The following is a 26730-nucleotide window of genomic DNA, read 5'->3' as shown; positions in this document are numbered from 1 at the left end:
GCATATGCTTGGGATTATCCCTCCGCAAGTATGAAAACGGGCAGTCTGAATATTTTTGATACTTATGAGCACTCAATAAAGAAAGGGGTCAAACATGAAGCGCTATATTTTGCGGCGAACACTCATATCGTTAGCCACTTTACTGTTAATTTTGTTTATTTTGTTTATGCTATTACATTTTATGCCAGGATCTCCCTTTAATGATGAGAAACTATCTCTAGATCAGCGTGCGCTTTTAGCAGCAAAATATGGACTAGACCAGCCATTATTCGTGCAGTTTTTGACTTATTTGAAGAATATGGTAACGGGAGATTTTGGCTTGTCCTTTTCTATTTCACGGGATGTTCCAGTAGCTTCTTTATTAGAAACACGTTTTCCTTTATCTCTTGAGTTGGGTGGATGGGCTATTTTGCTCGGAACGGTCGTTGGTTTAATTTTTGGATCAGTAGCTGCCTTCAAACAAAATACAATTTGGGATACATTTGCAACCATCCTCTCTGTAATCGGCGTCAGTGTTCCTTCATATGTGATGGCTTTAGCCTTATCTTATTATTTTGGCTTTAAACATCAATGGTTTCCTATTCTGTTTGATTTAGCTGATAAGAGTCGGAGTTTAGTCTTGCCTGCTATCTCATTAAGTTTGTTTACGATGGCTTCTGTAGCTAGGTTTACGCGGACTGAAATGATTGAAGTCTTGCAATCGGATTATATTCTTTTAGCTGAAAGTAAGGGAGTGACAGGGTTTCGTTTGTTTTATAAGCATGTCTTGCGTAATGCGGCTATTCCTATTTTGACTGTTTTGGCTCCCTTGGTAGTCGGACTGATGACAGGCTCCTTAGTTATTGAGAAGATTTTTTCAATTCCAGGGATTGGGCAGTTGTTGATTCAGGCTATTCAATCGAATGATTATAATGTGATTTTAGCCATTTCCTTTATCTACTCGGCTATGTTTATTGGGGTTATGTTTGTGGTGGACTTATTGTATGGTGTATTGGATCCGCGGATTCATATTACGAAAGGAGCTTGAATATGATAGAATCACAAGTCGATCTTAATGAAATCAAATTTCAGGCTGATGATTTTGAATGGGCGGATAAAAAGAGTCAAGTTGGCCAACAAGAGGTTTATATTCGTGAGTCACATTTTCAACAATTCTTGAGGAAATTTAAACGGAATAAGGGCTCAGTTTTTGGCTTTTATATGATTCTCATTATTATTTTGTTGGCCATTGTGGGGCCTATGATTAGCGGTTATACCTATAACCAACAAATTACGGGTAATGAGAGTATGGCTCCTCGGATTCAGGGTGTTGAAAAGTTAGGAATTTTCGATGGTAGTCAAACAATGAGAAGCTCAACCGCTACACTAGAAATTAATAAGTATAAGAGTCAGCCTGGTAAAGAAAATACGTATTATTGGTTTGGTTCAGATACGTTAGGCCGAGATATTTTCACTCGAACTTGGGAAGGGACGCGTATCTCACTTTATATCGCCTTGGTGGCAGTGGTGGTCGATATCTTTGTTGGAATCAGTTATGGATTAATTTCGGGTTACTTTGGTGGCAAAGTAGATATGGTCATGCAACGGATTATCGAAATTATTAACGGGATTCCTAGTTTAGTTATCGTGACATTGCTTATCTTGGTCCTTAAACCAGGTTTGTTGTCGATTACAATTGCGATTGCATTGACTGGTTGGATTGGGATGGCTCGTGTAGCTCGGGCACAAATCTTAAAATTAAAAAATTTGGAGTTTGTTTTAGCGGCTAAAACGTTAGGTGCTAACTCATGGACTCTCATTTTCAAGGAAATTCTGCCTAACATTTTTGCTCAGTTAATTATTATGTCGATGTTTTCAATTCCTAATGCTATCTTTACAGAAGCCTTTTTGGCCTTTATTGGTATTGGTATTCCGATGCCGATGGCATCTCTAGGATCTTTAATTTCAGATTCATTTAAATCTTTTTTAGCTGCTCCATTCATGATAGTTCCACCGGTATTAGTATTAGCTTTAATTATGCTGAGCTTTAACTTATTGGCTGATGGTTTAAGAGATGGTTTAGATCCGACAATGAAGGAGGTGTAAAAATGGATGCAAACAAAATTTTAGAGATGCGTAACCTAACCGTTTCTTTCTCAACAGCTAGGGGCAAGATTCAAACGATTCGACAGGTAGACATGGATTTATACCGGGGAGAAACGTTGGCTATTGTAGGCGAGTCAGGTTCAGGGAAATCCGTCACGGTAAAGACCATTATGGGAATTCAAGCTAAGAATCAGACCATTGACTCGGGTCAAATTCGTTTTAAATATCAAGAACAAGGTCAAGAAATTGAAGTTGATTTGTTGCAGTTATCCAAGCAGACGATGCGCAGTAAGATTAATGGTAAGCGAATTGCTATGATTTTCCAAGATCCGATGACCTCCTTGAATCCAACTATGACCATAGGTGATCAGATTATGGAAGGGATGTTCATCCATTATCAAACGCCAAAAGAAGAAGCGCGAGCTAAAGCTTTGAAATTATTAGATTTAGTAGGTATTCATGATGGCGATAAACGTATGAAGCAATATCCCCATCAGTTATCAGGAGGAATGAGGCAGCGGATTGTGATTGCGATTGCTTTAGCTTGTGATCCTGAGATACTCATTTGTGATGAACCGACTACTGCATTGGATGTGACAGTTCAAGCCAAAATTCTAGAATTAATTAAACAAATTCAACTCAAAACAGGAATTGCGGTGATTTACATTACCCATGATTTGGGTGTGGTGGCCAAAGTGGCCGATTATGTTAGTGTCATGTATGCCGGAAGAATAGTGGAAAAAGGAAGTGTTGAAGATATTTTTTATCAACCTCGACATCCTTATACTTGGGGCTTATTATCGGCTATGCCAGATTTGGAAACTAAAACTGAGAAGTTATATACAATCCCAGGTAACCCGCCTAATTTGGCTCATCATAAGCAAGGAGATCCATTCTTTATTCGAAATGATTTTGCCTTAAAAATAGATCAGCGTATTGAAGCTCCAATGTTTAAATTATCGTCAAGCCATTATGTGGCTTCTTGGTTGGTACATCCTGATGCTCCGGCAGTTAAAATGCCAGTGAGTTTGAGTAAGCGGATTGAACGTATGGTGAAAGTGGGTGAAGGGCGTGACTAAAGAACTACAGCCTCTTTTGGAAGTTCATAATTTGAAACAGCATTTTGATGGAGATAAGTATTTCGTGGTAAAGGCTGTTGACGGAGTTAGTTTCAACATCTACCCTGGAGAAACCTACGGCTTAGTCGGCGAGTCGGGTTCGGGTAAGTCAACTATTGGGCGATCGCTGATTCGACTATACGAGCCAACAGATGGGTCAATTCGTTTTAATGGTCAAGAAATTAGTGGTAAGTTAAATCGTCAACAAGAAAAAATGCTTCGAACAAAAATGCAGATGATTTTTCAAGATCCTATGGCATCATTGAATCCTCGTAAAAAAATTATTGAAAGTATAGTTCAGGGACTAGAAATTCATGGTTTATATAAAGATGCTAAGGAACGTCAAGAAAAAGGTTTGGAGATCCTTGAACGCGTTGGTTTATCAGCTGATTTTGCAGATCGTTACCCTCATCAATTTTCTGGTGGACAAAGACAAAGGGTAGGGATTGCTAGAGCCTTGATTATGGATCCTCAGTTGATTATTTCTGACGAAGCTATTTCAGCTTTAGATGTTTCCATCCAAGCGCAAATTATTAATTTAATGAAAGATATTCAAAAAGAAAAAAATCTTTCACTCTTGTTTATCGCCCATGACTTGGCCATGGTCAAATATATTTCGGATCGGATTGGAGTCCTTCATTTGGGCCACTTATTAGAGACCGGAACAACAGAAGAAATATTTAATCATCCCGTTCACCCTTACACTCAGTCCTTGTTATCGGCGATACCTCATGCTAATCCTAGGGTTGAAAAAAATCGAGTTTCAAAAGTCTATGATTATGCTACCTCTGGTTTTGATTATCAAAAAGGCGTTGAACATCAACTTAGTCCAACCCATTCAGTCTGGATGGAAGCAGATAAAATTGACCAATATATCCGTTAATAACGGGTTTTTGTATCCTATCGTGTGAATGGGATACTTGGAAATGAAGTATTTGCAAACATATAAAAAAGAAGCAAGTCGGAACTATCTTCCGACTTGCTTCTTTTTGTAAGGAATTATTGAATGGTGAATGATAATTCATCGCCAGTATTGATGGTTGCGAATTCTTTATCATAAAGATTTACTTGAATAACAAAGCTACGATCTTTGTATAGTTCATAATCATCTTTAGACATGGCGAATACTAAGTACATTTGTTTTTCTTCACCAGGTTTTAAAGTTTCAGTAGTAGAATGTTGTAACATTCCTTCATTTAACATATAAACGCTATCGTTTAAAGTCAATTTACCTGAAGTTGTACCGAATTGTAATTCTTTTTCAGAATTATTTTTAATGACGACATCTGAAGTTACTAAGACGGTTCCGTCTTTAAAGTTTTCAAAGCGAGCCGCTTCTTCTTCGTTTGGTTCGAAATCTACTATTTGAGTACCATTAATGGTTACATCGATATCCTCGAAGGTGTCTGTTTGAGGTTTTGAATATTCCTTAATCATTGTTTTGGTTCCCATGTTATCAGAGGTCGCTTTGTCTTCATAGAAAGATTTGGCAGCTGTTGCAGCTTCTTGGCCTTGAGAAGAAGTCGCTAATTGAATTAACTTAGGTTTGATGATCTCGGTTGTTGGGTCTGTTGAATCTTTTTCATTAATATAGTGGGTTTCGAAATTGATGATGCCGTTTTCTTTTGCTTTTTCTAAAGCATCTGGTTTAATAGCAATCGCCATGATTCCATGGAATTCTTGATTAGGCTCTAATACATTCTGAGCGTCCATCGTTTTACGGAACCAACTCAAGTCATCTGACATGATATCTGAGTTATCGGTGAAGTAAGTATCGATTCCTGTGATTTCAGCGTGCCCATTCACGCCAGTTGAAACGGGCTTGTCTGAGTTGTTCTTAACGGTTACATCTACTAAAAGGATTCCGCCTTTATCGGTTTGGTCGCCAAACTGAATGGAGAAATCTTTAGAGAATTCAGTTGCTTCATACAATGCGTAACCATTAATTTTGTAATCAATGTTATCTTTTGATAAATCTTCTACTAATCCTTCAGAAGAGAATAACTGGTTTAATTCTTTTGCTTCTAACTTTTCTTTAAGAGCTGCTTCGGCAGGAGCCCAATCGATTGTTGATGATTCAGTAGATGACGATTCTGAAGTTGTTGCATCAGCAGCTTGCGATGTCTCAGAACTTGAGTCTGTCTTTGATAGTTCTTGAGCTGTAGCAAATCCCGGACCCATTAACAACAAAATACTAGCACTTAACAAAATGGACCTTTTGTTCATAGATGAACCTCCTAATTTTTTGATAAATTAATTTTACCTTAAAGAAAGCGTAATCACTAGCGAAAAGGCTCGGAAAATTCAACGGATTTGTCGAGTTTAAACTGTGCTGAAAGGTCGTTACTTAAAGCAGCACGACGACAAATTAATAAAAGATAAATCTCTATAATCATTTTTAAAATTTCGAAAAGAAACGAGTCAAAAGACGATATTAGATAGAAATATAAAAATCTTTTGAATAGTGCTTGCTTCTCTTTTTTGTTTTGTGTATAATAATTTTGTTGTGCTTATAGGGATTTTTATGCCCAAAAAGCTCACCACCCCCTATAGAATAGGGTTTTTAGCTATGAAATGAGAGGTTGCGACACGCCCGGCCGCTTTGCCACGGAAGAGCTTGGTCGGAAATTCTTGTGGAGCTAGTCATTTTATAAAATTGACGAAGGAGGAAAGAAAATGGCAAATCAAAAAATTCGCATTCGCTTGAAGGCTTATGAACACCGTGCGTTGGACTTATCAGCAACTAAGATTGTTGAAGCAGCACAAAGAACAGGAGCTAAAACGGCAGGTCCAATTCCATTGCCAACAGAACGCTCATTGTACACAGTGATTCGTGCAACACACAAATATAAAGATTCTCGCGAACAATTTGAAATGCGTACGCACAAACGTTTAATTGATATTTTAGAGCCAACACCTAAAACAGTAGACGCTTTAATGAAATTAGACTTACCAAGTGGCGTAGACGTAGAAATTAAATTATAAAAATAAAACATAAATGGAGGTGTACTCATGACCAAAGGAATCTTAGGTAAAAAAGTAGGTATGACACAATTCTTTACAGCTAATGGTGAATTAGTTCCAGTTACTGTTATCGAAGCAACACCAAACGTTGTTTTACAAGTTAAAACAATGGAAAACGATGGATATGAAGCAGTTCAATTGGGCTACCAAGACATGCGTGAAGTGTTATCAAACAAACCTGCTAAAGGTCATGTAGCAAAAGCAAATGCTACTCCTAAGCGCTTCATTCGCGAAATTCGTGATGTTGAGCTTGGAGAATACGAATTAGGACAAGAAATCACAGTCGAAACTTTCGCAGCTGGTGACATCGTCGATGTGACGGGTACATCCAAAGGTAAAGGTTTCCAAGGCGCAATCAAACGTCACGGCCAAAGCCGCGGACCAATGGCTCACGGTTCTCGTTATCACCGTCGTCCTGGTTCAATGGGTATGGCGTCTGATGCTTCTAAAGTATTCAAAGGTAAAAACTTACCAGGTCAAATGGGTGGCGAACGCGTAACGATTCAAAATCTTGAAATCGTAGCCGTTGATCCAGAAAACAACGTTATCTTAATCAAAGGTAATGTCCCAGGATCTAAAAAATCTTTAGTTGAAGTTAAACAAGCAATTAAAACAGTTAAATAATTAATTACATAAGAGGGGAGGAACGAGAGAATGCCAAAAGTTACTTTATTTAAACAAGACGGTTCTTCAATCGGAGAAGTTGAATTAAACGATGCGATTTTCGGAATTGAACCAAATGAATCAGTGATCTTCGACGCAGTTATCATGCAACGTGCTTCATTACGCCAAGGTACTCACGCTGTTAAGAACAGAAGTGCAGTAAGCGGTGGAGGACGTAAACCATGGCGTCAAAAAGGAACAGGTCGTGCCCGCCAAGGGTCAACACGCTCACCACAATGGGTTGGCGGAGGAACAGTCTTTGGACCAACACCTCGTTCATACAGTTACAAATTACCAAGAAAAGTTCGCCGCTTAGCTTTACAATCAGTATTATCACAAAAAGTGGCAGAAGAAAAATTCGTTGTTGTGGATAGCTTAAGCTTTGACAAGCCAGAAACAAAAGCGTTCAAAGATGTATTAGGCAACTTAAAAGTTGATTCTAAATTATTGATCGTTTTAGAAGGCGAAAATACCAATGCTTACTTATCAGCTCGTAACATTCCAAATGTTAAAGTTATCGATGACTTAAACGTGAATGTTTTAGATGTAATTAACTACGACAAAGTATTAATTACGCAAGCTGCACTTTCAACAGTAGAGGAGGCTTTAGCATAATGGAATTATCTGAAGTAGTATTACGTCCAATCGTGACTGAGCAATCAATGGCCGGCATGGACGAAAGAAAATATACGTTCGAAGTTGATCGTCGTGCTAACAAAACCCACATCAGACAAGCTGTTGAAGCTATGTTTGAAGGTGTTAAAGTAGCTCAAGTAAATACTGTTAACGTACACCCTAAAGCAAAACGCATGGGCCGTTACACTGGCTTTACTCGTCGTTACAAAAAAGCAATCGTAACTTTAACTGAAGATTCTAAGAATATTGAATTATTCGCTGAAGCTGAATAATTTCCAGAAAATATCGAAATAGGAGGGACAAATAGTGGCGCTTAAAAAATATAAACCGACCTCAAACGGCCGTCGTAACATGACGGGCTATGATTTTTCTGAAATTACAGTAAGTAAACCAGAAAAAACATTATTATCATCACAAAAACAAAACGCAGGTCGTAACAACCAAGGTAAAATTACCGTTCGTCACCAAGGTGGCGGTAACAAACGCGCTTACCGTATCATCGACTTCAAACGTAACAAAGACAATGTAGTAGGAACCATCGCAACGATCGAATACGATCCAAACCGGACTGCTAACATCGCTTTAGTACACTATGAAGATGGTATCAAAACTTACATTTTAGCTCCAAAAGGACTAAAAGTAGGTCAAAAGATTGAATCAGGGGAAAATGCTGATATCCAAATCGGTAATGCATTACCATTAGCAAACATCCCAGTTGGTTCATTCATTCATAACATTGAGTTAAAACCTGGTAAAGGCGGACAATTAATCCGTTCAGCCGGTACAAGTGCTCAAGTATTAGGTCAAGAAGGTAAATACACTTTAATTCGTTTGAATTCAGGCGAAGTTCGTATGATCTTATCTACTTGCCGTGCAACTATCGGAGTTGTTGGTAATGAACAACACGAATTAGTTAACATTGGTAAAGCAGGTCGTGCACGTTGGATGTCTAAACGTCCTGAAGTGCGTGGATCGGTAATGAACCCTAATGATCACCCACACGGTGGTGGTGAAGGCCGTGCTCCAATCGGACGTAAATCACCAATGTCACCATGGGGCAAACCAACACTTGGTAGAAAAACACGTTCTAAGAAAGCTAAATCTAGCAAGTTAATCATTCGTTCTCGTAAAAAATAAGACTAGTTAATTAATTCGAAGGGAGGCTACACTGTGAGTCGTAGTTTGAAAAAAGGACCTTTCTGTGATGCTCATTTAATGAAAAAAGTTGAAGAACAAGCAGAAAATACTAAAAAACAAGTAATTAAAACATGGTCACGTCGTTCTACCATCTTCCCTAATTTTATTGGGTTGACTATTGCGGTATATGATGGCCGTAAACATGTACCAGTGTACATTCAAGAAGACATGGTTGGACATAAATTAGGTGAATTCGTACCAACTCGTACCTATAAAGGTCACGCAGCTGACGATAAGAAAACTAAGAAACGCTAATTAAGGAGGGTAATAAAATGACAGAACAAATCACATCTGCAAAAGCTGTTGCTAAAACAGTTCGTATTGCCCCACGTAAGGTTCGCTTAGTTGTAGATCTTATCAGAGGCAAAAAAATCGGAGAAGCAATTTCAATCTTGAAATTCACTCCAAACGCAAGTGCATCAGTTGTAGAAAAAGTGTTAATGTCCGCAATCGCGAACGCTGAACACAACTACGATTTAGACTTAGAAAACTTATACGTAAGTGAAGCATTCGTTAATGAAGGACCAACCATGAAGAGATTTACTCCTCGTGCAAAAGGTTCAGCTTCACCAATCAACAAACGCACAAGCCACATCACAATCGTGGTATCAGAAAAAGAGGAGGCATAATTCATGGGTCAAAAAGTACATCCAATAGGAATGCGTGTTGGCATCATTCGTGACTGGGACGCAAAATGGTATGCAGACAAAAACTTTGCAGAATACCTACACGAAGACTTAGCCATCCGTAAATTCTTATACAAGAAATTAGCTGATGCCTCTGTTTCAACGATCCAAATCGAACGTGCCGCTAATCGCGTCATCGTTTCAGTTCATACAGCTAAACCAGGTATGGTTATCGGTAAAGGTGGATCTGAAGTAGATGCAATTCGTGCTGAATTAAACAAAATGACAGGCAAAAAAGTCCACATGAACATCGTGGAAATCAAAGAACCTTCATTAGATGCTAAATTAGTAGCAGAAGACATTGCTAAACAATTAGAAAACCGGGTAGCATTCCGTCGTGCTCAAAAACAAGCCATCCAACGTACTATGAAAGCTGGCGCTAAAGGAATCAAAACAATGGTTTCTGGCCGTTTAAATGGTGCAGATATCGCTCGTGCTGAAATGCACTCTGAAGGAACAGTTCCATTACACACACTTCGTTCAGATATCGATTACGCTTGGGAAGAAGCAGACACAACTTATGGTAAATTAGGCGTTAAAGTTTGGATTTGCCGTGGTGAAATCTTACCTACAAAGAAGAACACTGAGAAGGGAGGAAAATAATCATGTTAGTACCTAAACGTGTAAAACACCGTCGTGAATTCCGTGGCAAAATGCGCGGGGAAGCAAAAGGTGGTAAAGAAGTTGCATTTGGTTCTTATGGTTTAAAAGCGGTCGAAGCTTCATGGATCACTAACCGTCAAATCGAAGCAGCCCGTATCGCTATGACTCGTTACATGAAACGTGGTGGGAAAGTATGGATTAAAATTTTCCCTCACAAATCTTATACTGCTAAAGCTATCGGGGTCCGGATGGGTTCTGGTAAAGGGGCACCTGAAGGATGGGTATCTCCTGTAAAACGCGGAAAAATTATGTTTGAAATTGACGGCGTATCTGAAGAAGTTGCGCGCGAAGCTTTACGTCTTGCTTCACATAAATTACCGCTTAAAACAAAATTCGTAAAACGTGAAGAATATGGTGGTGAATCGAATGCAAATTAAAGAAATTAGAGAATTATCCACTGCTGAAATGGTAGCAAAGGAACAAGAATTCAAAAAAGAATTATTCAACCTTCGATTCCAATTGGCGACTGGACAATTAGAAAACACTGCCCGTTTACGTCAAGTACGTAAATCAATTGCTCGTATCAAAACAGTCTTGCGCGAACAAGAATTGTCTAAGTAAGACAGCGAAGGAGGCAAACTAAATGACTGAAGAACGTAATCAACGTAAAGTATATCAAGGTCGGGTTGTATCAGACAAAATGGATAAAACCATTACCGTATTAGTTGAAACACGTAAAACTCATCCTAAGTATGGTAAACGTGTTAAATACTCTAAGAAATATAAAGCGCATGATGAAGAAAATCGTGCAAAAGAAGGCGACATCGTTCGCATTATGGAAACTCGTCCATTATCTGCAACGAAACGCTTCCGCTTATTAGAGATTGTTGAAGAAGCAGTAATCATCTAATAGTACAAGTTAATCTCGGAAGGAGGACATCGAAATGATTCAAACAGAAAGTCGATTAAAAGTCGCTGACAATTCAGGAGCACGTGAAGTGTTAACTATTAGGGTTTTAGGTGGATCAAACCGTAAAACTGCTAACATTGGGGATGTAATCGTTGCGACGGTAAAACACGCAACACCCGGTGGGGTTGTTAAAAAAGGTGACGTTGTTAAAGCGGTAATCGTACGTACTAAATCAGGAGCACGCCGTAAAGATGGTTCATATATCAAATTTGACGAAAATGCATGTGTCATTATTCGTGACGATAAGAGCCCTCGTGGAACTCGTATCTTTGGCCCAGTTGCACGTGAATTACGTGACCACAACTACATGAAGATTGTTTCTTTAGCTCCAGAAGTTTTATAAACATAAATTACGAAGGAGGGAAACATACATGCGTATTAAAACAGGCGATACAGTTAAGTTAATTGCTGGTAAGGATAAAGGCAAAACTGGAACTGTACTTAAAACATTACCTAAAGCAGATAAAGTTATCGTTGAAGGCTTAAATATTGCAAAAAAACATACTAAACCATCTCAAGGTGGCCAAGGCGGAATCGAAGAAATTCCAGCTCCAATCCATGTATCAAACGTGCAATTAGTGGATCCTAAATCAGGAAATGCTACACGCGTAGGATACCGCATGGAAGATGGCAAAAAAGTACGTTTTGCTAAAAAATCAAACGAAACTATCAACTAATAGCCGAAAGGAGGAGCCCATTTAATGGAAAATCGTTTAAAAGCTAAATACACAAACGAAATCGCACCAAAATTAGTAGAACAATTCAACTACACTTCAATTATGCAAGTGCCTAAAATTGAAAAAATTGTGATTAATATGGGGGTTGGCGATGCTACTTCTAACGCTAAAAACTTAGAAAAAGCTGTTGATGAATTAACCCTTCTATCAGGTCAAAAACCAGTAATCACTAAAGCTAAGAAATCAATCGCTGGTTTCCGTTTACGTGAAGGAATGCCAATTGGTTGTAAAGTAACTTTACGTGGCCAACGTATGTATGACTTCTTGGACAAATTAATTACGGTTTCTTTACCTCGTGTACGTGACTTCCAAGGAATCAGCAACAAAGCCTTTGATGGTCGTGGTAACTATACATTGGGTGTTAAAGAACAATTAATTTTCCCAGAAATCAACTTTGATAACGTAGACAAAGTACGTGGTATGGATATCGTTATCGTAACAACTGCAAACACTGACGAAGAATCACATGCTTTATTAAAAGAATTAGGCATGCCTTTCAAAAAATAATAAGGAGGCGAATTTAATTGGCTAAAACATCAATGATTAACAAAAATCAACGTACCCCTAAGTTCAAAGTTCAAGAGTACACAAGATGCGAACGTTGCGGACGTCCACACTCAGTTTACCGTAAATTCAAACTTTGCCGTATTTGCTTCCGTGAACTTGCTTATAAAGGTCAAATCCCTGGCGTTAAAAAAGCTAGCTGGTAATCCAAGAACTATCTAAAGGAGGTAAATAAATATGGTTATGACAGATCCAATCGCAGATTTCTTAACACGTATTCGTAACGCGAACAGCGTGGGTCATAAAACTGTTTCTGCTCCATCTTCACAAATGAAAGTAGCCATTGCTGAAATCCTTAAACAAGAAGGATTCATCAAAAACTACGAAGTAACTGAAGATAATAAACAAGGAGAAATCAAAATCTTCTTGAAATATGGCAAGAACAATGAAAAAGTTATCACAGGTATCAAACGTATTTCTAAACCAGGTTTACGTATCTATTCAAAATCAGAAGATCTACCAAAAGTATTAAATGGCTTAGGTATCGCTATGATTTCAACATCTAATGGTGTGATTACTGATAAACAGGCGCGTCAACAAGGTGTCGGCGGCGAAGTATTAGCTTACGTTTGGTAATCTTATCCAAATATTATAAAATAAAATAAGGAGGTGCAGCCTAATGAGTCGTATTGGTAAAAAACCAGTCATCATCCCAGCAGGCGTAACCATTGAAGTTAACGGTCATACAGTGACTGTCAAAGGACCTAAAGGTACTTTAACTCGTGACTTCCACCCAAATATCCAAATGGATATCAATGAAAACGAAGTTACATTCACTCGTCCAAATGATTCAAAAGAAAACCGTTCATTACACGGAACTACCCGTTCAGTATTTTCTAACATGGTAGAAGGTGTATCAACTGGTTTCAAAAAAGAATTAGACTTAATTGGGGTTGGTTACCGTGCTCAAAAACAAGGTAGCAAATTAGTCCTTAACGTTGGACTTTCTCACCCAGTTGAATTTGAACCATCAGAAGGCGTTGATATCGATGTTCCATCAAATACTAAGATCATCGTTCACGGTTTCAACAAAGAAAAAGTTGGCGAATTAGCCGCAAACATCCGTGGCGTACGTCCACCAGAACCATATAAAGGTAAAGGTATCCGTTACGTTGACGAATTCGTACGTCGTAAAGAAGGTAAAACAGGTAAATAGTCGACCTAAACTGATTATGCAAATAATATTAAAGAGGTGACAATTGTGATTTCTAAACCAGATAAAAACAAAGTCCGTTTAAAAAGACATGGACGTGTAAGAAATAAAATCTCTGGTACTGCTGAGTGCCCACGCTTAAACGTATTCCGTTCAAATACGCATATCTACGCTCAATTAATTGATGACGTAGCGGGTGTGACGCTTGCAAGTGCCTCTTCACTAGATGAAGCTGTTTCAGGAACTAAAGTAGAACAAGCTACAATGGTCGGCAAACTAATTGCTGAACGTGGTGCCGCTAAAGACGTTAAAAAAGTTGTATTTGATCGCGGTGGGTATTTATACCATGGTCGTGTCAAAGCTCTAGCAGATGGCGCTCGTGAAAACGGCCTAGAATTTTAAGAGAAGGAGGACACCTATTCATGGTATACATCAACCCAAATAATTTGGAAAATATCGAAGAACGTGTTGTTACAATCAACCGTGTTACTAAAGTAGTTAAAGGTGGACGTCGTCTACGTTTCTCAGCTTTAGTTGTTGTGGGTGACCGTAATGGTCATGTTGGCTTTGGTACGGGTAAAGCTCAAGAAGTTCCAGAAGCAATCCGTAAAGCCGTTGAAGATGCTAAGAAAAACTTAATCGAAGTACCAAGAACTGGTACAACAATCCCACACGAAGCGATTGGCGAATTCTGTGGCGGACGCGTGTTAATCAAACCTGCTACTGCCGGTTCTGGGGTTGCCGCTGGTGGTCCTGTCCGTGCCGTAATGGAATTAGCTGGAGTTGCGGACGTTACAAGTAAATCACTTGGTTCAAATACACCAATCAACATGGTTCGTGCTACTATCGAAGGATTAAAACAATTAAAAGTTGCTGAACAAGTTGCTGCTTTACGTGGCAAAACTGTTGAAGAAATTTTAGCTTAAGGAGGTCAATTAAATGGCAAACGTACAAATTCAATTGAAACGTAGTTTAATTGGTCGTCCACAAAACCAAATCGATACAGCTAAAGCTTTAGGTTTAACTAAGACTTACAAAACAGTCGTCAAACCAGACAACGAAGCTGTTCGTGGTATGATTAATACAATTAAACACTTAGTAGAAGTTAAAGAAGCATAATTGATATTTTAAAATAAGGAGGTGCCAACTATGAAACTTCATACATTACAACCAGCTGAAGGCTCACGTAAAACACGTAACCGTGTCGGTCGTGGACAAGGTTCAGGAAATGGTAAAACATCTGGCCGTGGTCAAAAAGGTCAAAAAGCGCGTTCAGGCGGTGGTGTACGTCTTGGATTTGAAGGGGGTCAAATTCCTTTATTCCGTCGTTTACCAAAACGTGGTTTCCAAAATATCAACCGCAAAGAATATGCGATTGTTAACTTAGAAACTTTAAACCGTTTTGAAGAAGGCACAACAGTTACACCAGCATTATTAATGGAAGCTGGCATTATCAAAAACGAATTATCAGGTATCAAAATTTTAGGTGAAGGACAACTCGAAAGAAAATTAACTGTACAGGCAGCTAAATTCTCAAAATCTGCTGAAGAAGCTATTACAGCCGCTGGCGGATCTATCGAGGTGATCTAATGTTTACCTTTTTGAAAAATGCATTTGCTGTAAAAGATATTCGTCAACGAATTCTATTTACCTTATTCATTTTCGCAGTATTCCGTTTAGGAACACATATCCCGGTTCCAGGTGTTAATGCGGCAGCAGTCCAATCCTTAGCGAATTCTGGTCTGCTTGGTCTGCTAAACACCTTCGGTGGGGGCGCTTTGAAACGTTACTCTATTTTTGCGATGGGGGTTTCTCCTTACATCACCGCTTCAATCATCATTCAGTTATTACAAATGGACATCGTGCCTAAATTTACTGAATGGGCTAAGCAAGGTGAGGTTGGGCGTCGAAAACTTAATCAAGCAACAACCTATACGGCTATTGTTCTTGGTTTCGTTCAATCTATCGGGATTTCGATTGGCTTTAACCAATTATCTGGTTTTGGCTTAATTAAGAACCCAGGCATGCCGACTTATTTGTCAATTGCTTTGGTACTAACCGCAGGTTCTATGTTCCTAGTCTGGTTAGGTGAACAAATTACCCGAAATGGGATTGGTAATGGGGTTTCAATGATTATCTTTGCCGGTATTGTGGCAGAGGTACCAAAGGAATTCTACAATTACTTAACAGCTAATTTGGTTAATGCAGGTGATAAATTCACCCAAAATTTACTTATTTTAGCTGCTATCATTTTGGTGATCATTGTCTTAATTGTAATCGTAGTATTGATGGAACGGGCGCAACGTCGCATTCCAATCCATCATTCAAAAAGAGCTTCAGGTGCCAAATTTACAGCTCATTTACCATTGAAAATCAACTCTGCTGGAGTTATCCCAGTCATCTTTGCTAGTTCGTTCATTACGACGCCACAAACGATACTTGGATTTTTCAATAACAAAGATCCGAAAGGCATCATGGATTTTGTCACTAAATTATTTAATATTCAACATCCATATGGTGCAGCATTCTATACTATCTTATTAATTGCTTTTGCTTACTTCTACTCATTAGTACAAGTAAATCCTGAGAAAGTAGCTGAGAACTTGCAAAAACAAGGTGGCTACATTCCAAGTGTAAGACCTGGTAAGGATACAGAATTGTATATTACCAAGTTGATTAACCGCTTAAGCGGTGTAGGGGCTTTATACCTTACCTTAATTGCTGTCTTGCCAATTTTAGCTGGATTTATCTGGAAAGTACCAATGAATATTTCATTAAGTGGAACCAGCTTACTGATTGTTGTTGGGGTTGCAATTGAAACAGCTAAACAAATTGAAGGTCGCATGGTAAAACGTCGTTACCAAGGCTTCATTCAATAGGACTTAGTGAATAAAAGATAAAGGATGAAATAGATGAATATTTTATTAATGGGATTACCGGGTGCCGGAAAAGGAACACAAAGCGAACATATCGTGAAAGATTATCCAGTGATTCATATCGCGACAGGAGACATCTTCCGGGAAGCAATTAAAAATGAAACCCCGCTAGGTTTAAAAGCAAAATCTTATACCGATCATGGTAATCTAGTTCCTGATGATGTAACCAATGCAATCGTCAGAGAACGTTTAGAAAAAGATGATGTCAAAACCAATGGTTTTATGTTAGATGGCTACCCTCGTACTAGTGTTCAAGCTCAAGCGCTCGATCAAAACTTAGCAGAATTAAATACCCAAATTGACGCCGTTATTTACATCGACGTTGATCCAGAAGTATTAAAAGACCGCTTAAGTGGCCGAATTATTTGTCGAAATTGTGGAGCAACATATCATCGTATTTACAACCCACCAAAAGTGGACGGCGTGTGCGATAACTGTGGCTCAACCGATTTTTATCAAAGAGAAGATGACAAACCTGAAAAAGTAGCGCATCGTATCAATCTCCAAATGGAATCAATTCGACCAATACTTGATTATTATGAAGAACGCGGCTTATTACACAAAATCAACGGTCAACAAGACATTGAAGATGTGTACCGTGATGTTCGTGATATTTTGGCAACTATCAAGTAATCCAGGACTTATCACTCAATAATCAGGTATGAATAATTGATAAAAGGAGGAAGTATGAATGGCTAAAGATGATGTTATCGAAGTTGAAGGTACGGTCATTGAAACTTTACCTAACGCAATGTTTAAGGTTGAATTAGAGAATGGGCATGAAATTCTCGCTCACGTTTCAGGTAAAATTCGCATGAACTATATTCGGATTTTACCAGGAGATAAAGTGACAATCGAACTTTCTCCATATGATTTGACTCGTGGCAGAATCACATACCGTTTCAAATAACCGTCCCGTTTCGAATTAAGGAGGGAAAATAATGAAAGTTAGAGCATCAGTAAAACCAATTTGTGAAAAATGCAAAGTTATTCGCCGTAATGGTAAAGTTATGGTGATTTGCGAAAATCCAAAACACAAACAACGTCAAGGCTAATTTAGAAGGAGGTGCTTCGCACAATGGCTCGTATTGCAGGAGTAGATATTCCACGTGAAAAACGTGTTGTTATTTCATTAACTTATATCTTTGGTATTGGCTTAACCACATCTCAAGAAATCTTAAAACAAGCAAACGTATCTGAAGATACACGTGTTAAAGATTTAACTAACGATGAGTTAGACCGTATCCGTGAAATTATCGACGGATTCAAAGTTGAGGGTGACTTACGTCGTGAAATCAACTTAAATATCAAACGTCTACAAGAAATTGGTTCATACCGTGGTCTTCGTCACCGTCGTGGTTTACCAGTTCGTGGACAAAACACTAAAAACAACGCTCGTACTCGTAAGGGTGCTAAAAAACCGATTGCAGGTAAAAAATAATCGCTAAATATTAGAAATGAAGGAGGTCAAAAACTTCATGGCAAAGAAAAAACAAGTTGCGCGTAAACGCCGTCGTGTTAGAAAAAATGTTGAAAAAGGAGTAGCACATATTCGTTCTACTTTTAACAACACCATCGTAATGATCACAGATGTAAATGGTAATGCAATTTCATGGTCATCTGCTGGATCATTAGGGTTCCGCGGATCTAAGAAATCAACTCCATTTGCTGCTCAAATGGCTTCAGAAGTGGCTGCAAAAGGTGCAATGGACCACGGAATGAAATCAGTTGAAGTTACAGTAAAAGGTCCTGGTTCAGGCCGCGAATCAGCAATCCGTTCATTGCAAGCTACTGGTTTAGAAGTAACCGCAATTCGTGACGTTACTCCAATTCCACACAACGGTTGCCGTCCTCCAAAACGCCGCCGTGTATAATGATAATGTCTCAAGTTTCTACATCGTGATTTATCATTGAAGTAAACGGAAAGAAACGTTTTGAAAGGGGATAGTAATCAATGATCGAAATTGAAAAGCCAGAAATTACAACGATTGAAGTCAGTGACGATTCCAAATTTGGTAAAATCGTGATTGAGCCACTTGAACGTGGATATGGAACAACCCTTGGAAACTCATTACGTCGTATTTTATTATCTTCATTACCTGGATCAGCTATCACTAGCATCCAAATCGATGGAGTGTTGCATGAATTTGCCACAATTGATGGTGTGATTGAAGATGTCCCTACAATCATCCTCAACTTGAAAAAATTAGCTTTAAAATTAATGACAAATGAAGACAAAGTGATTGAACTAAATGTTACTGGTCCTAAAACAGTAACAGCCGCTGACATCATCACGGACAATGAAGTACAAATCTTAAACCCTGAGTTATACATTTGTACCATTGCTGAAGGCGCTCAACTCAATATGCAGATGAATGTTGCCAATGGTCGCGGTTATGTTCGTAGTGAATATAACAAACGTGAAGATATGCCAATTGGTGTATTACCAATTGATTCAATCTACACACCAATTCAAAAGGTCAACTACCAAGTTGAAAATACGCGAATTGGTCAAAAGAACGTCTATGACAAACTCACCATGGATATTTGGACCGATGGTTCAATTAGTCCAGAAAAATCACTAAGTCTAGCAGCAAAAATCCTAACCGAACACTTAAACATCTTCGTTAACTTATCGGATGAAGCTCGTCAAGCTGAAATCATGGTGGAGAAAGAAGAAGCTGAAAAGGAAAAAATGTTAGTGATGACCATTGAAGAATTGGATTTATCCGTTCGCTCATATAATTGCTTGAAACGTGCTGGCATTAATACGATTCAAGAATTAACTAACAAATCTGAAGCAGAAATGATTAAAGTGCGTAATTTAGGACGCAAATCACTTGAAGAAGTGAAACAAAAATTGGCTAACTTAGAATTAGGTTTACGTCAAGACGATTAATATAAAATTCCGATTCAACTGTAAAGGAGGAACTCTTACATGGCATACCGTAAATTAGGCCGTAAAAGTGCTCAACGTAAAGCATTATTACGTGATTTAACGACTGATGTGTTAATCAATGAACGTATTGAAACAACTGAAGCTCGCGCTAAAGAAGTTCGTAAATTCGTTGATAACATGATTACCTTAGCTAAAAAAGGTGACTTGGCTTCTCGTCGTCAAGCAGCTGCTTTCTTACGCAACGAAATCGCTGAAGCAAGCATCAAAGATGACGAAGTAGTAGTAGAACGCGTATTACAACGTTTATTCGGTGAATATGCAGAACGCTACGCAAAACGTCAAGGTGGCTACACTCGTATCCTTAAAAAAGGACCACGTCGTGGCGATGCTGCCCCAATGGTTATCATTGAATTAGTTTAAGCTTCTAGCTCAAACTAGCTAAAAAGGGATCACTTTTATGATGGGAGTGTTATGATTGCTAGGCTTTATACCTAGTGGTCTAGCTCTAAAGCACGGATAGTAATTTCATATTATTATTCAGCGGATGAGATTTGCTTTTAGTGAATCTCATCCTCATGTGCTGTCATCGTTAAAAGTGCTTTTTTTTATACTTAAATGTAGGAACTTAGTAGGTCTGTGCCTATCTTTAATTATGAAAAAAGCTTTGTACCAGAATGAGACAAGTAAGCCGTTAACTGAACAGTAATGGAGGTCAACGATGACAGAACCAATTATCGAATTGCGGGATTTAAGCTTCCGCTATTATGCAAGTAAGCAAGATGCTTTGAAATCAATCAATATGAAGATATTTCCTGGTGAATGGGTTGCCGTAATCGGCCCTAATGGATCCGGTAAGTCGACCATGGCTAAAATTATTAATGGTTTATTGATACCTAGTCAAGGTCAAGTGTGGATTAAGGGTCAATTGCTTAATGAAACTACTGTTTGGCAAGCCCGACGAAGTGTTGGCATGGTCTTTCAAAACCCCGACAATCAGTTCGTGGGGGCAACAGTAGAAGATGATGTGGCCTTTGGCTTAGAAAACAACGGCATTGAACGTGACGAAATGGTTGGCCGTATTCACTCTGCCCTTAAAGAGGTTCGCATGGATGCCTTTTTAACCAAAGAACCCGCTCGCTTATCTGGCGGACAAAAGCAACGAGTAGCCTTAGCGGGGATTATTGCCTTGAGACCGGATGTCATTATTCTCGATGAAGCGACCGCTATGTTGGATCCTTTAGGTCGGGCTGAAGTGATACAAGTCGTGCGTAAGATTAAAGATCAATTTAACCTAACAGTCATCTCAATCACTCACGATATCGATGAAGCGGCTTTGGCTGACCGAATCTTTGTCATGGAACAGGGACGCTTAGTTAAACAAGATCAGCCATCAGATATCTTTGCCTTAGGACAAGATCTAATTAAGGCGGGGTTGGATATTCCTTTTACTTGGAAATTAAAAGAGGCACTGAAAGCTAGGGGTGTCGAGATTCCCGAACAAATTCAAAGTGAGGAGGCTTTGCTATCGTGGATAAGCCAATCGTATTTAAGCAAGTAAGCTATACCTATAATGATCAAAGTCCCTTTGCGGTTGGGGCTTTACACGATGTAAATTTGACTATTCCTCAAGGAAAAGTAACGGCCATTATCGGTCATACTGGTTCAGGTAAATCGACCCTCATTCAGCACCTTAATGTCTTAGTTCGACCTAGTCAGGGACAAGTGCAAATTGATGAAGAGGTCGTGACCGCTCAGTCAAAACACACCTCTTTGAAAGCCTTACGCAAGAAAGTAGGCGTAGTGTTTCAATTTCCTGAAGCTCAATTATTTGCCGAAACCGTCATCGAGGATGTCATGTTTGGACCACAAAACTTTGGCGCTAGCCCAGAGGAAGCTCGTCAAATAGCTCAAGTTCAATTAGAACGTGTCGGCGTTGGCCCCGATTTATATGAACGGTCGCCCTTTGACTTAAGTGGAGGACAAATGCGACGTGTGGCTATTGCTGGAGTCTTAGCGTTAGAACCCCAAGTTCTCGTTTTGGATGAACCGACGGCTGGCTTGGACCCTTTAGGACATCATCAAATGATGACCATGTTTAGCCAATTGCAAAAAGAGAACAATTTGACCATGATCATGGTAACTCATCAAATGGATGATGTGGGTGAATACGCGGATTATGTTGTAGTGATGGAACAAGGGACTGTGGTCAAAACAGGAACGCCGCAGGAGATTTTTGCTGACCCTCAATGGCTAAGTCAACGCCAATTGGGCTTGCCAAAAGCGATGGCTTTTCTTGAAAAAGTTCATCAAAGAATCAGTGACTTACCGAAATTAACCCCAGCACCCATCAGCGTTGACCAAGTTGCTGACTATTTAGTTATGGCTAAGCAAGAGCAAGGGCAAAAGTCAGCAACAAGGCCTGTAACTGAGGAGGCAATTCAGCATGGATAAGATGATTTTGGGTCGTTATTTAAAGCTAGATTCTTGGATTCACCATTTGGATCCGCGTACCAAATTATTGGCTTCTTTTTACTTTATTTTGATTGTCTTTTTAGCCAATAACTTGGCGACTTATGTGGCTTTAACTGGTTTCATGGTGCTTGCGGTGGTCTTATCAAAAGTGCCCTTAGGTTTTTTCCTAAAGGGGGTACGGCCACTGATCTTGCTTATTCTAGTTACTGTAGCTTTTCAAGTTTTCTTTATGCGTGGAGGTCAAGTGTATTTTCATCAAGGACCGATTATGATTACTCAAGCAGGGGTCATCGGTGGGGCCTTTATTTTTGCACGGCTTGTCTTAATTATCTTTATGTCGACCTTGCTCACTTTGACAACAGCCCCTTTAGAACTGACTGATGGGATTGAGCACCTGTTTCAACCACTAACACGCTTTGGTTTCCCAGCTCATGAGATTGCCTTAATGTTGGCGATTGCTTTGCGTTATGTGCCTACCTTGATGGATGAGGCTGGTAAAATTATGAATGCCCAACGTTCTCGTGGAGTTGAATTTGATCAAGGATCTTTAATGCAACGGATGAAGTCCATCATTCCAATTTTAGTGCCCCTCTTTATTTCGGCCTTTAATCGGGCGGAAGAAATGGCTTTAGCCATGGAAGCTCGTGGCTATCGGGGGGCTCAAGGTCGAACTAAGTATCGTCAACTAACCTTGACTCGACAAGATCTCTTTGCTTGGTTAGGCCTAGTAGTCTTAACCGGCATACTCCTTTATTTACGTCAATTCTAGTTAGAAAGGGTGAGCGTGATGCCACGTTATGCGGCAAAAATTCAATATGATGGCAGTCAGTATGTGGGCTATCAAGTTCAACCAAATGGTCCATCGATCCAACAAGCTGTAGAAGTAGCCTTAGCAAAAATGGCCAAATTGCCGAAAGGACAGTCAATTTCCGTTTGTGCGTCAGGCCGAACAGATGCAGGAGTTCATGCTTTGGGTCAAGTGATTCATTTTGATTATCCGGCCCCCATTGCTGAACAAGCGCTCTTACGGGCCATGAATAGTTTATTAGATCCATCCATCCGTTTTACTCAAGTTCAACGTGTGGCATCCGATTTTCATGCTCGTTTTTTGGTAGAAGCTAAAGAATATCGCTATCGAGTGGATACCCAAGCTTTTCCGGATCCCTTTAAGCGCCAGTATACTCTCCATCATCCCTACCGCTATAATCTTGAGTGGATGCAAGCAGCTTTAAATCAAGTGGTGGGAACCCATGATTTTACGTCTTTTTGTTCGACTAAGACAGATAAAGAAGATAAGGTGAGAACGATTGAATTGGCTCAGGTATACGAGAATAAAGAGCAAGAAGAGTTAGTTTTTCGTTTCAAAGGCAATGGTTTTTTGTACAATATGATTCGTATTTTGGTTGGGACGAGTTTGCAAATTGGTGATGGGCTCAAACCTGTTGATGAGTTAGCCCGTCTCTTAAAGGTTAAGGATCGCACTCAGGCTGGACCGACAGCGCCTCCTCATGGTCTCTATCTCTATCAGGTCGATTATCCTTTTGACCTGTTTGCTGATAAAAAGGAGGAAGACTATGTATATTCGTCGAACTCAACCCGATGATCTGCCGGCAGTGATGACTTGTTTTACTCATGCTAAGCAAATAATGCGAGCCAGCGGGAATCTCCACCAATGGTCTGGGGATTATCCTAGTCAGCAAGATGTATTAGCCGATATGGATTGCCAGCAAAGCTATGTTTGCTTAAGTGATCAACAGGAACACGACCTTGAACCGGATACCATATTGGCGACCTTTTGTCTTATGCAAGAGCCGGATCCAAATTATTTAAAGATTGACGGTCAGTGGCTCGATCAGCAAGCTTATGTGACAATTCATCGGATTGCTTCTAATGGTCTAATTCAAGGCGTTGGTCAGGCTTGCATTCGTTGGGCAATGGACCACTATCGAAATGTTCGTATCGACACCCATGAGGACAATCAGCTGATGCAGCATATTCTAACTAAGCTGGGCTTTCACTTCTGTGGCTACATTCAATTGGCAGATGGAGCGAGTCGTCGTGCCTATCATTATGTAAAAAAATAATCGAATGTTCATTCAAGTCGTTAAATAGCCGCCTTGTGCGGCTTGGCTAACGAGACTTTCTTCCAATTGGAAGAAGGTCGCATGAATGATCATTCGATTTTTTGTTGTATCTTTTTTCATTAGAGTTGGGCACGAAGATTTAGAGACCGTCATTTAGCGTTTGTCGTTGTAATCACATTTACTGGGAAAAAGCCGGTATATTAGCATCGTGAACTCCTTTGTCTAATTAGATCATTTTGTCGAGATAGCCAGCTTTATTTTGATAAGTATTATTATTAGTCAGACATAGACTTGAATGATAAAATAAGTCTAAGATAAATAGAGGGGGTTAATTTATGTTGAAAGAATTTGATCATCAGCAAATTGACCGGCGATTTGAAGAATTTAAGACAAGTGACTTAGGCAAGCAACTCGACCAGTTGCAACGCATGGCACAGGCCAATCAAATACCGGTATTGATACTCATTGACGGTTGGGAATCGGCTGGGAAGGGTCAAGTCATTAAGGATTTGACCCGTGAACTGGATCCACGCTATGTCCGAGTTGAAGTCTTTGAAGACGAAAACCAAGTTGAGCAAGCTCATCCATTAACGTGGCGGTATTGGCAAGCTTTACCAAGTAAAGAAGAGATAGCAGTCTATGATCGTTCCTTCTACTATGATTTATTTAACTCCACTACCCGTAAGAAGAAACAGCTTACCCAAGGACTTATCGAAATTAAGGCACTTGAAGAACCTTTGGTTCAAGACCAGATGCTTGTATTTAAGTTTTTCCTCTATGTTTCCCAGAAGGCGCAAAGAGAGCGTATTGAAGCGTTAGAAGAGGATGATTATCGCGACTACTTGTTAACGGATGCCGATTATGAACAAAACGAAGATTACCAGGCTAGCCTCAAATGGTTTGACAAGGTCTTAGAAGCGAGTCATACTGATCTGGCGCCTTGGCATATTGTCTCTGCCGAGGATTTAAAACTAGCATCTAAGACTGTCTTGGGACTAGTCATTGAAGAGTTAACGGCGGGCATTGAGCGAATCAAAAAAGGCCGTCAAGAGATTCAAGTCCCGGCTCGCCAGCATGAAGCATCAGAGTCTCCTTTGGCTAAATTGGATTTAAGCCAATCTATGGCGCAAGCAGACTATGATCAAGTGATTGAGGATCTACAAACCAAAGCAGCCCGATTAGTTTATGAAGCTTATACCAAAGGCATCGCTATCCATCTAGTTTTTGAAGGCATGGATGCAGCTGGAAAAGGAGGAGCTGTTAAACGTCTGACCCGCGAAATCGACCCTCGCTCTTATCGAATCTATGGGATTAAAGCACCGAGTGAAGAAGAGTTAGCTCATCATTATCTCTGGCGTTTTCAAACTAAATTTCCACAAGATGGAGGTATGGTTATCTTTGATCGATCTTGGTATGGACGGGTATTAGTTGAACGAGTGGAAGGTTTTGCGAGTCCTCAAGAATGGGAACGTGCCTATGAAGAAATCAATCAAATGGAGGCCGTCTTAACGCAACATGGGTCAGTCGTGATGAAGTTTTTCTTGGCGATTGACGAAGAAACTCAAGCTCAACGCTTTAATGACCGCGAACAAGAACCTGATAAGAATTATAAAATTACCCCCGAGGATTGGCGTAATCGCGCTAAATGGGGAGATTATAACCTCGCTTTTGATGAAATGTTAGTGCGGACGAATACGAAGGCAGCCCCTTGGTACCTTATCCCAGCCAATGATAAGTTGTATGCTCGCGTTCAAGTTTTGGAACATTTTATAACTCATCTTGAAGATCATTTAGGTAAGAAAAAAAGCAAGAAAAATAAAAAAGATAAGAAAAACAAATAGAAAGAGAGTGATTGTAATGGAAACATATCAATTAGCAAATGGTCTATCTATTCCAGTGCTTGGCTTTGGTACTTGGCAAGCCAAAGGAGACGATGCTTATCAAGCAGTCTTAGCAGCTTTGAAAGCGGGTTATCGTCATATAGATACGGCTCAGATTTATGGAAATGAAGCAGAATTAGGTCGAGCGATTAAAGAAGCCGGTATTCCACGTCAAGAATTATTTATTACAACCAAAATTTGGAATGATAAACACAGTTATGATTTAGCGAAAGAGTCTATTCAAGAATCGTTAGCTAAATTAGGAACAGATTATTTGGATTTAATTCTCATTCACTGGCCAAATCCAGTCACTTTAAGAGAAAATCAAGCTTGGGAGCAAGCTAACCGGGATACTTGGCGAGCTATGGAAGAAATGTTAGCTGAGGGTACCACGCGGGCTATCGGAGTATCGAATTTTATGATCCATCACTTGGAATCCCTTCTGGTTACAGCTAAGGTGAAACCGATGGTTAACCAAGTTTTATTAACTCCGGGTTGTCCACAAACAGAATTAGATGCCTTCTGCCAAGAACATAACATTCTCTTAGAGGCCTATAGCCCATTTGGCACAGGTAAGATTTTCTCCAATCCGGGTATGCAAGAAATGGCTGGCAAATATGGTAAATCGGTTGCCCAAGTAGCCTTACGTTGGGCTTTGCAACACGGCTTTTTACCACTGCCTAAATCATTGAATCCCGTCAATATAGCAGCTAATTTGGATGTTTTTGATTTTGAATTAAGCGCAGATGATATGATTGATTTGGATCAAATAGAAGCTTCCGCTTACCAATCAAATCCTGATGAACGTGACTTTTAATAAAACAAAAGAGCCAACTCTGTAGTGCACCCCTAAAGTTGAACCTTAAAATTCAACTTTAGGGGTGTTTATTTTGAAGAAAAAACATGAATTAGCCTTTAAATTAAAACTTATCAATGAATACAGGGAAGAAAAACTCGGGTATAAATTAATATGCAAAAAGTATAATGTTAATACAAGTTTATTAAAAACATGGATTTACCAAT

The 26730-nt window shown here is 39.4% G+C and carries 41 protein-coding genes; 40 read left to right on the top strand and 1 reads right to left on the bottom strand.

The features are described 5' to 3' along the window. The first annotated feature begins 94 nt into the window (after window positions 1–94). The 4 genes from EIH20_RS04430 to EIH20_RS04415 are packed head-to-tail and all read left to right on the top strand — an operon-like array spanning window position 95 to window position 4086. Complete coding sequence (locus EIH20_RS04430) at window positions 95–1027, top strand: ABC transporter permease (RefSeq protein ID WP_124058166.1); 933 nt, start codon at window positions 95–97, stop codon at window positions 1025–1027. A 2-nt stretch (window positions 1028–1029) separates the two neighbouring features. Next, window positions 1030–2085, top strand: coding sequence for an ABC transporter permease (locus EIH20_RS04425; protein ID WP_124058165.1), 1056 nt, complete (start codon window positions 1030–1032; stop codon window positions 2083–2085). A 2-nt stretch (window positions 2086–2087) separates the two neighbouring features. Further along, a complete protein-coding gene (locus EIH20_RS04420; RefSeq protein ID WP_124058164.1) occupies window positions 2088–3164 on the top strand; it encodes an ABC transporter ATP-binding protein in 1077 nt (358 codons plus the stop codon). Beyond that, window positions 3157–4086, top strand: coding sequence for an ABC transporter ATP-binding protein (locus EIH20_RS04415; protein WP_124058163.1), 930 nt, complete (start codon window positions 3157–3159; stop codon window positions 4084–4086). The genes EIH20_RS04420 and EIH20_RS04415 overlap by 8 nt, the downstream gene beginning before the upstream one ends. A gap of 116 nt (window positions 4087–4202) precedes the next feature. On the opposite strand, the gene EIH20_RS04410 is transcribed toward EIH20_RS04415, so the two are convergent. Then, complete coding sequence (locus tag EIH20_RS04410) at window positions 4203–5429, bottom strand: hypothetical protein (RefSeq protein WP_124058162.1); 1227 nt, start codon at window positions 5427–5429, stop codon at window positions 4203–4205. Between the two features lie 450 nt (window positions 5430–5879). Here EIH20_RS04410 and rpsJ point away from each other — a divergent pair, with 450 nt between their 5' ends. The 36 genes from rpsJ (at window position 5880) to EIH20_RS04230 (ending at window position 26524) form a co-directional block, all read left to right on the top strand. After that, complete coding sequence (gene rpsJ / locus EIH20_RS04405) at window positions 5880–6188, top strand: 30S ribosomal protein S10 (protein ID WP_124058161.1); 309 nt, start codon at window positions 5880–5882, stop codon at window positions 6186–6188. 27 nt (window positions 6189–6215) lie between these two features. Continuing rightward, entirely contained in the window at window positions 6216–6851 is a 636-nt protein-coding gene (rplC, locus tag EIH20_RS04400) for a 50S ribosomal protein L3 (protein ID WP_124058160.1), read from the top strand. A 30-nt stretch (window positions 6852–6881) separates the two neighbouring features. Next, window positions 6882–7505 carry a 50S ribosomal protein L4 gene (rplD, locus tag EIH20_RS04395; protein ID WP_124058159.1) on the top strand — a complete coding sequence of 208 codons (624 nt, stop codon included), beginning with the start codon at window positions 6882–6884 and terminating at the stop codon, window positions 7503–7505. Next, a complete protein-coding gene (locus EIH20_RS04390) occupies window positions 7505–7798 on the top strand; it encodes a 50S ribosomal protein L23 (RefSeq protein WP_124058158.1) in 294 nt (97 codons plus the stop codon). Before rplD ends, EIH20_RS04390 begins: the two co-directional genes overlap by 1 nt. A 34-nt stretch (window positions 7799–7832) precedes the next feature. Next, complete coding sequence (gene rplB / locus EIH20_RS04385; protein WP_124058157.1) at window positions 7833–8663, top strand: 50S ribosomal protein L2; 831 nt, start codon at window positions 7833–7835, stop codon at window positions 8661–8663. A 33-nt stretch (window positions 8664–8696) separates the two neighbouring features. Then, the gene (gene rpsS / locus EIH20_RS04380; RefSeq protein WP_124058156.1) at window positions 8697–8978 is read left to right on the top strand and encodes a 30S ribosomal protein S19; all 282 of its coding nucleotides are present in this window, start codon (window positions 8697–8699) and stop codon (window positions 8976–8978) included. 17 nt (window positions 8979–8995) lie between these two features. Continuing rightward, window positions 8996–9352 carry a 50S ribosomal protein L22 gene (gene rplV, locus EIH20_RS04375; RefSeq protein WP_124058155.1) on the top strand — a complete coding sequence of 119 codons (357 nt, stop codon included), beginning with the start codon at window positions 8996–8998 and terminating at the stop codon, window positions 9350–9352. 3 nt (window positions 9353–9355) lie between these two features. Continuing rightward, window positions 9356–10012, top strand: coding sequence for a 30S ribosomal protein S3 (gene rpsC, locus EIH20_RS04370; RefSeq protein WP_124058154.1), 657 nt, complete (start codon window positions 9356–9358; stop codon window positions 10010–10012). A 2-nt stretch (window positions 10013–10014) separates the two neighbouring features. Beyond that, window positions 10015–10449 carry a 50S ribosomal protein L16 gene (rplP, locus tag EIH20_RS04365; protein WP_124058153.1) on the top strand — a complete coding sequence of 145 codons (435 nt, stop codon included), beginning with the start codon at window positions 10015–10017 and terminating at the stop codon, window positions 10447–10449. Continuing rightward, window positions 10439–10633: a 50S ribosomal protein L29 gene (gene rpmC / locus EIH20_RS04360; protein WP_066124384.1), complete on the top strand. Its 195-nt coding sequence runs from the start codon at window positions 10439–10441 to the stop codon at window positions 10631–10633. Before rplP ends, rpmC begins: the two co-directional genes overlap by 11 nt. Window positions 10634–10655: 22 nt before the next feature. Then, window positions 10656–10922: a 30S ribosomal protein S17 gene (gene rpsQ, locus EIH20_RS04355; RefSeq protein ID WP_124058152.1), complete on the top strand. Its 267-nt coding sequence runs from the start codon at window positions 10656–10658 to the stop codon at window positions 10920–10922. Between the two features lie 34 nt (window positions 10923–10956). Next, window positions 10957–11325, top strand: coding sequence for a 50S ribosomal protein L14 (rplN, locus tag EIH20_RS04350; protein WP_124058151.1), 369 nt, complete (start codon window positions 10957–10959; stop codon window positions 11323–11325). Window positions 11326–11353: 28 nt separating this feature from the next. Then, window positions 11354–11659 (top strand): 50S ribosomal protein L24, encoded by a 306-nt coding sequence (rplX, locus tag EIH20_RS04345; protein ID WP_124058150.1) that lies wholly within the window; start codon window positions 11354–11356, stop codon window positions 11657–11659. 24 nt (window positions 11660–11683) lie between these two features. Then, entirely contained in the window at window positions 11684–12226 is a 543-nt protein-coding gene (gene rplE, locus EIH20_RS04340) for a 50S ribosomal protein L5 (RefSeq protein ID WP_124058149.1), read from the top strand. A 17-nt stretch (window positions 12227–12243) separates the two neighbouring features. Beyond that, a complete protein-coding gene (locus EIH20_RS04335; protein WP_124058148.1) occupies window positions 12244–12429 on the top strand; it encodes a type Z 30S ribosomal protein S14 in 186 nt (61 codons plus the stop codon). 31 nt (window positions 12430–12460) lie between these two features. Continuing rightward, the gene (rpsH, locus tag EIH20_RS04330) at window positions 12461–12859 is read left to right on the top strand and encodes a 30S ribosomal protein S8 (RefSeq protein ID WP_124058147.1); all 399 of its coding nucleotides are present in this window, start codon (window positions 12461–12463) and stop codon (window positions 12857–12859) included. 43 nt (window positions 12860–12902) lie between these two features. After that, on the top strand, window positions 12903–13439 hold the full coding sequence (rplF, locus tag EIH20_RS04325) for a 50S ribosomal protein L6 (protein ID WP_124058146.1): 537 nt from the start codon (window positions 12903–12905) through the stop codon (window positions 13437–13439). Between the two features lie 45 nt (window positions 13440–13484). Beyond that, complete coding sequence (gene rplR, locus EIH20_RS04320) at window positions 13485–13838, top strand: 50S ribosomal protein L18 (protein ID WP_164470862.1); 354 nt, start codon at window positions 13485–13487, stop codon at window positions 13836–13838. A 20-nt stretch (window positions 13839–13858) separates the two neighbouring features. Beyond that, complete coding sequence (gene rpsE, locus EIH20_RS04315; RefSeq protein ID WP_124058144.1) at window positions 13859–14362, top strand: 30S ribosomal protein S5; 504 nt, start codon at window positions 13859–13861, stop codon at window positions 14360–14362. 13 nt (window positions 14363–14375) lie between these two features. Beyond that, window positions 14376–14555, top strand: a complete 180-nt coding sequence (rpmD, locus tag EIH20_RS04310; RefSeq protein ID WP_124058143.1) for a 50S ribosomal protein L30 — start codon at window positions 14376–14378, stop codon at window positions 14553–14555. A 30-nt stretch (window positions 14556–14585) separates the two neighbouring features. Further along, window positions 14586–15026, top strand: coding sequence for a 50S ribosomal protein L15 (gene rplO / locus EIH20_RS04305; protein WP_124058142.1), 441 nt, complete (start codon window positions 14586–14588; stop codon window positions 15024–15026). Next, window positions 15026–16315 carry a preprotein translocase subunit SecY gene (secY, locus tag EIH20_RS04300; protein ID WP_124058141.1) on the top strand — a complete coding sequence of 430 codons (1290 nt, stop codon included), beginning with the start codon at window positions 15026–15028 and terminating at the stop codon, window positions 16313–16315. Before rplO ends, secY begins: the two co-directional genes overlap by 1 nt. Window positions 16316–16348: 33 nt before the next feature. Further along, entirely contained in the window at window positions 16349–17005 is a 657-nt protein-coding gene (locus EIH20_RS04295) for an adenylate kinase (protein WP_124058140.1), read from the top strand. 58 nt (window positions 17006–17063) lie between these two features. After that, window positions 17064–17282 carry a translation initiation factor IF-1 gene (infA, locus tag EIH20_RS04290; RefSeq protein WP_023391463.1) on the top strand — a complete coding sequence of 73 codons (219 nt, stop codon included), beginning with the start codon at window positions 17064–17066 and terminating at the stop codon, window positions 17280–17282. Window positions 17283–17313: 31 nt separating this feature from the next. After that, window positions 17314–17427 (top strand): 50S ribosomal protein L36, encoded by a 114-nt coding sequence (gene rpmJ / locus EIH20_RS04285; RefSeq protein WP_124058139.1) that lies wholly within the window; start codon window positions 17314–17316, stop codon window positions 17425–17427. A 23-nt stretch (window positions 17428–17450) separates the two neighbouring features. Then, window positions 17451–17813, top strand: coding sequence for a 30S ribosomal protein S13 (rpsM, locus tag EIH20_RS04280; RefSeq protein WP_124058138.1), 363 nt, complete (start codon window positions 17451–17453; stop codon window positions 17811–17813). Between the two features lie 37 nt (window positions 17814–17850). Further along, window positions 17851–18246, top strand: a complete 396-nt coding sequence (gene rpsK / locus EIH20_RS04275) for a 30S ribosomal protein S11 (RefSeq protein ID WP_124058137.1) — start codon at window positions 17851–17853, stop codon at window positions 18244–18246. An 80-nt stretch (window positions 18247–18326) separates the two neighbouring features. After that, entirely contained in the window at window positions 18327–19271 is a 945-nt protein-coding gene (locus tag EIH20_RS04270) for a DNA-directed RNA polymerase subunit alpha (protein WP_124058136.1), read from the top strand. Between the two features lie 39 nt (window positions 19272–19310). After that, window positions 19311–19691, top strand: a complete 381-nt coding sequence (gene rplQ, locus EIH20_RS04265; protein WP_124058135.1) for a 50S ribosomal protein L17 — start codon at window positions 19311–19313, stop codon at window positions 19689–19691. A gap of 298 nt (window positions 19692–19989) precedes the next feature. Beyond that, window positions 19990–20829, top strand: a complete 840-nt coding sequence (locus EIH20_RS04260) for an energy-coupling factor ABC transporter ATP-binding protein (protein ID WP_124058134.1) — start codon at window positions 19990–19992, stop codon at window positions 20827–20829. Then, window positions 20799–21722: an energy-coupling factor transporter ATPase gene (locus EIH20_RS04255; RefSeq protein WP_124058133.1), complete on the top strand. Its 924-nt coding sequence runs from the start codon at window positions 20799–20801 to the stop codon at window positions 21720–21722. The genes EIH20_RS04260 and EIH20_RS04255 overlap by 31 nt, the downstream gene beginning before the upstream one ends. After that, a complete protein-coding gene (locus tag EIH20_RS04250; RefSeq protein ID WP_124058132.1) occupies window positions 21715–22512 on the top strand; it encodes an energy-coupling factor transporter transmembrane component T family protein in 798 nt (265 codons plus the stop codon). Before EIH20_RS04255 ends, EIH20_RS04250 begins: the two co-directional genes overlap by 8 nt. 18 nt (window positions 22513–22530) lie before the next feature. Next, a complete protein-coding gene (truA, locus tag EIH20_RS04245; RefSeq protein WP_124058131.1) occupies window positions 22531–23346 on the top strand; it encodes a tRNA pseudouridine(38-40) synthase TruA in 816 nt (271 codons plus the stop codon). Further along, window positions 23318–23827 (top strand): GNAT family N-acetyltransferase, encoded by a 510-nt coding sequence (locus tag EIH20_RS04240; protein ID WP_124058130.1) that lies wholly within the window; start codon window positions 23318–23320, stop codon window positions 23825–23827. Before truA ends, EIH20_RS04240 begins: the two co-directional genes overlap by 29 nt. Before the next feature lie 335 nt (window positions 23828–24162). Further along, a complete protein-coding gene (locus tag EIH20_RS04235; protein ID WP_124058129.1) occupies window positions 24163–25668 on the top strand; it encodes a hypothetical protein in 1506 nt (501 codons plus the stop codon). A gap of 16 nt (window positions 25669–25684) precedes the next feature. Then, a complete protein-coding gene (locus EIH20_RS04230; protein ID WP_124058128.1) occupies window positions 25685–26524 on the top strand; it encodes an aldo/keto reductase in 840 nt (279 codons plus the stop codon). Window positions 26525–26730 lie beyond the last annotated feature (206 nt).

Origin of the sequence: Vaginisenegalia massiliensis (assembly GCF_900604935.1) — a bacterium.
Taxonomy (GTDB): domain Bacteria; phylum Bacillota; class Bacilli; order Lactobacillales; family Aerococcaceae; genus Vaginisenegalia; species Vaginisenegalia massiliensis.
The sequence above is the reverse complement of the archived record's forward strand: the minus strand, read 5'-3'. Positions and strand labels throughout refer to the sequence as shown.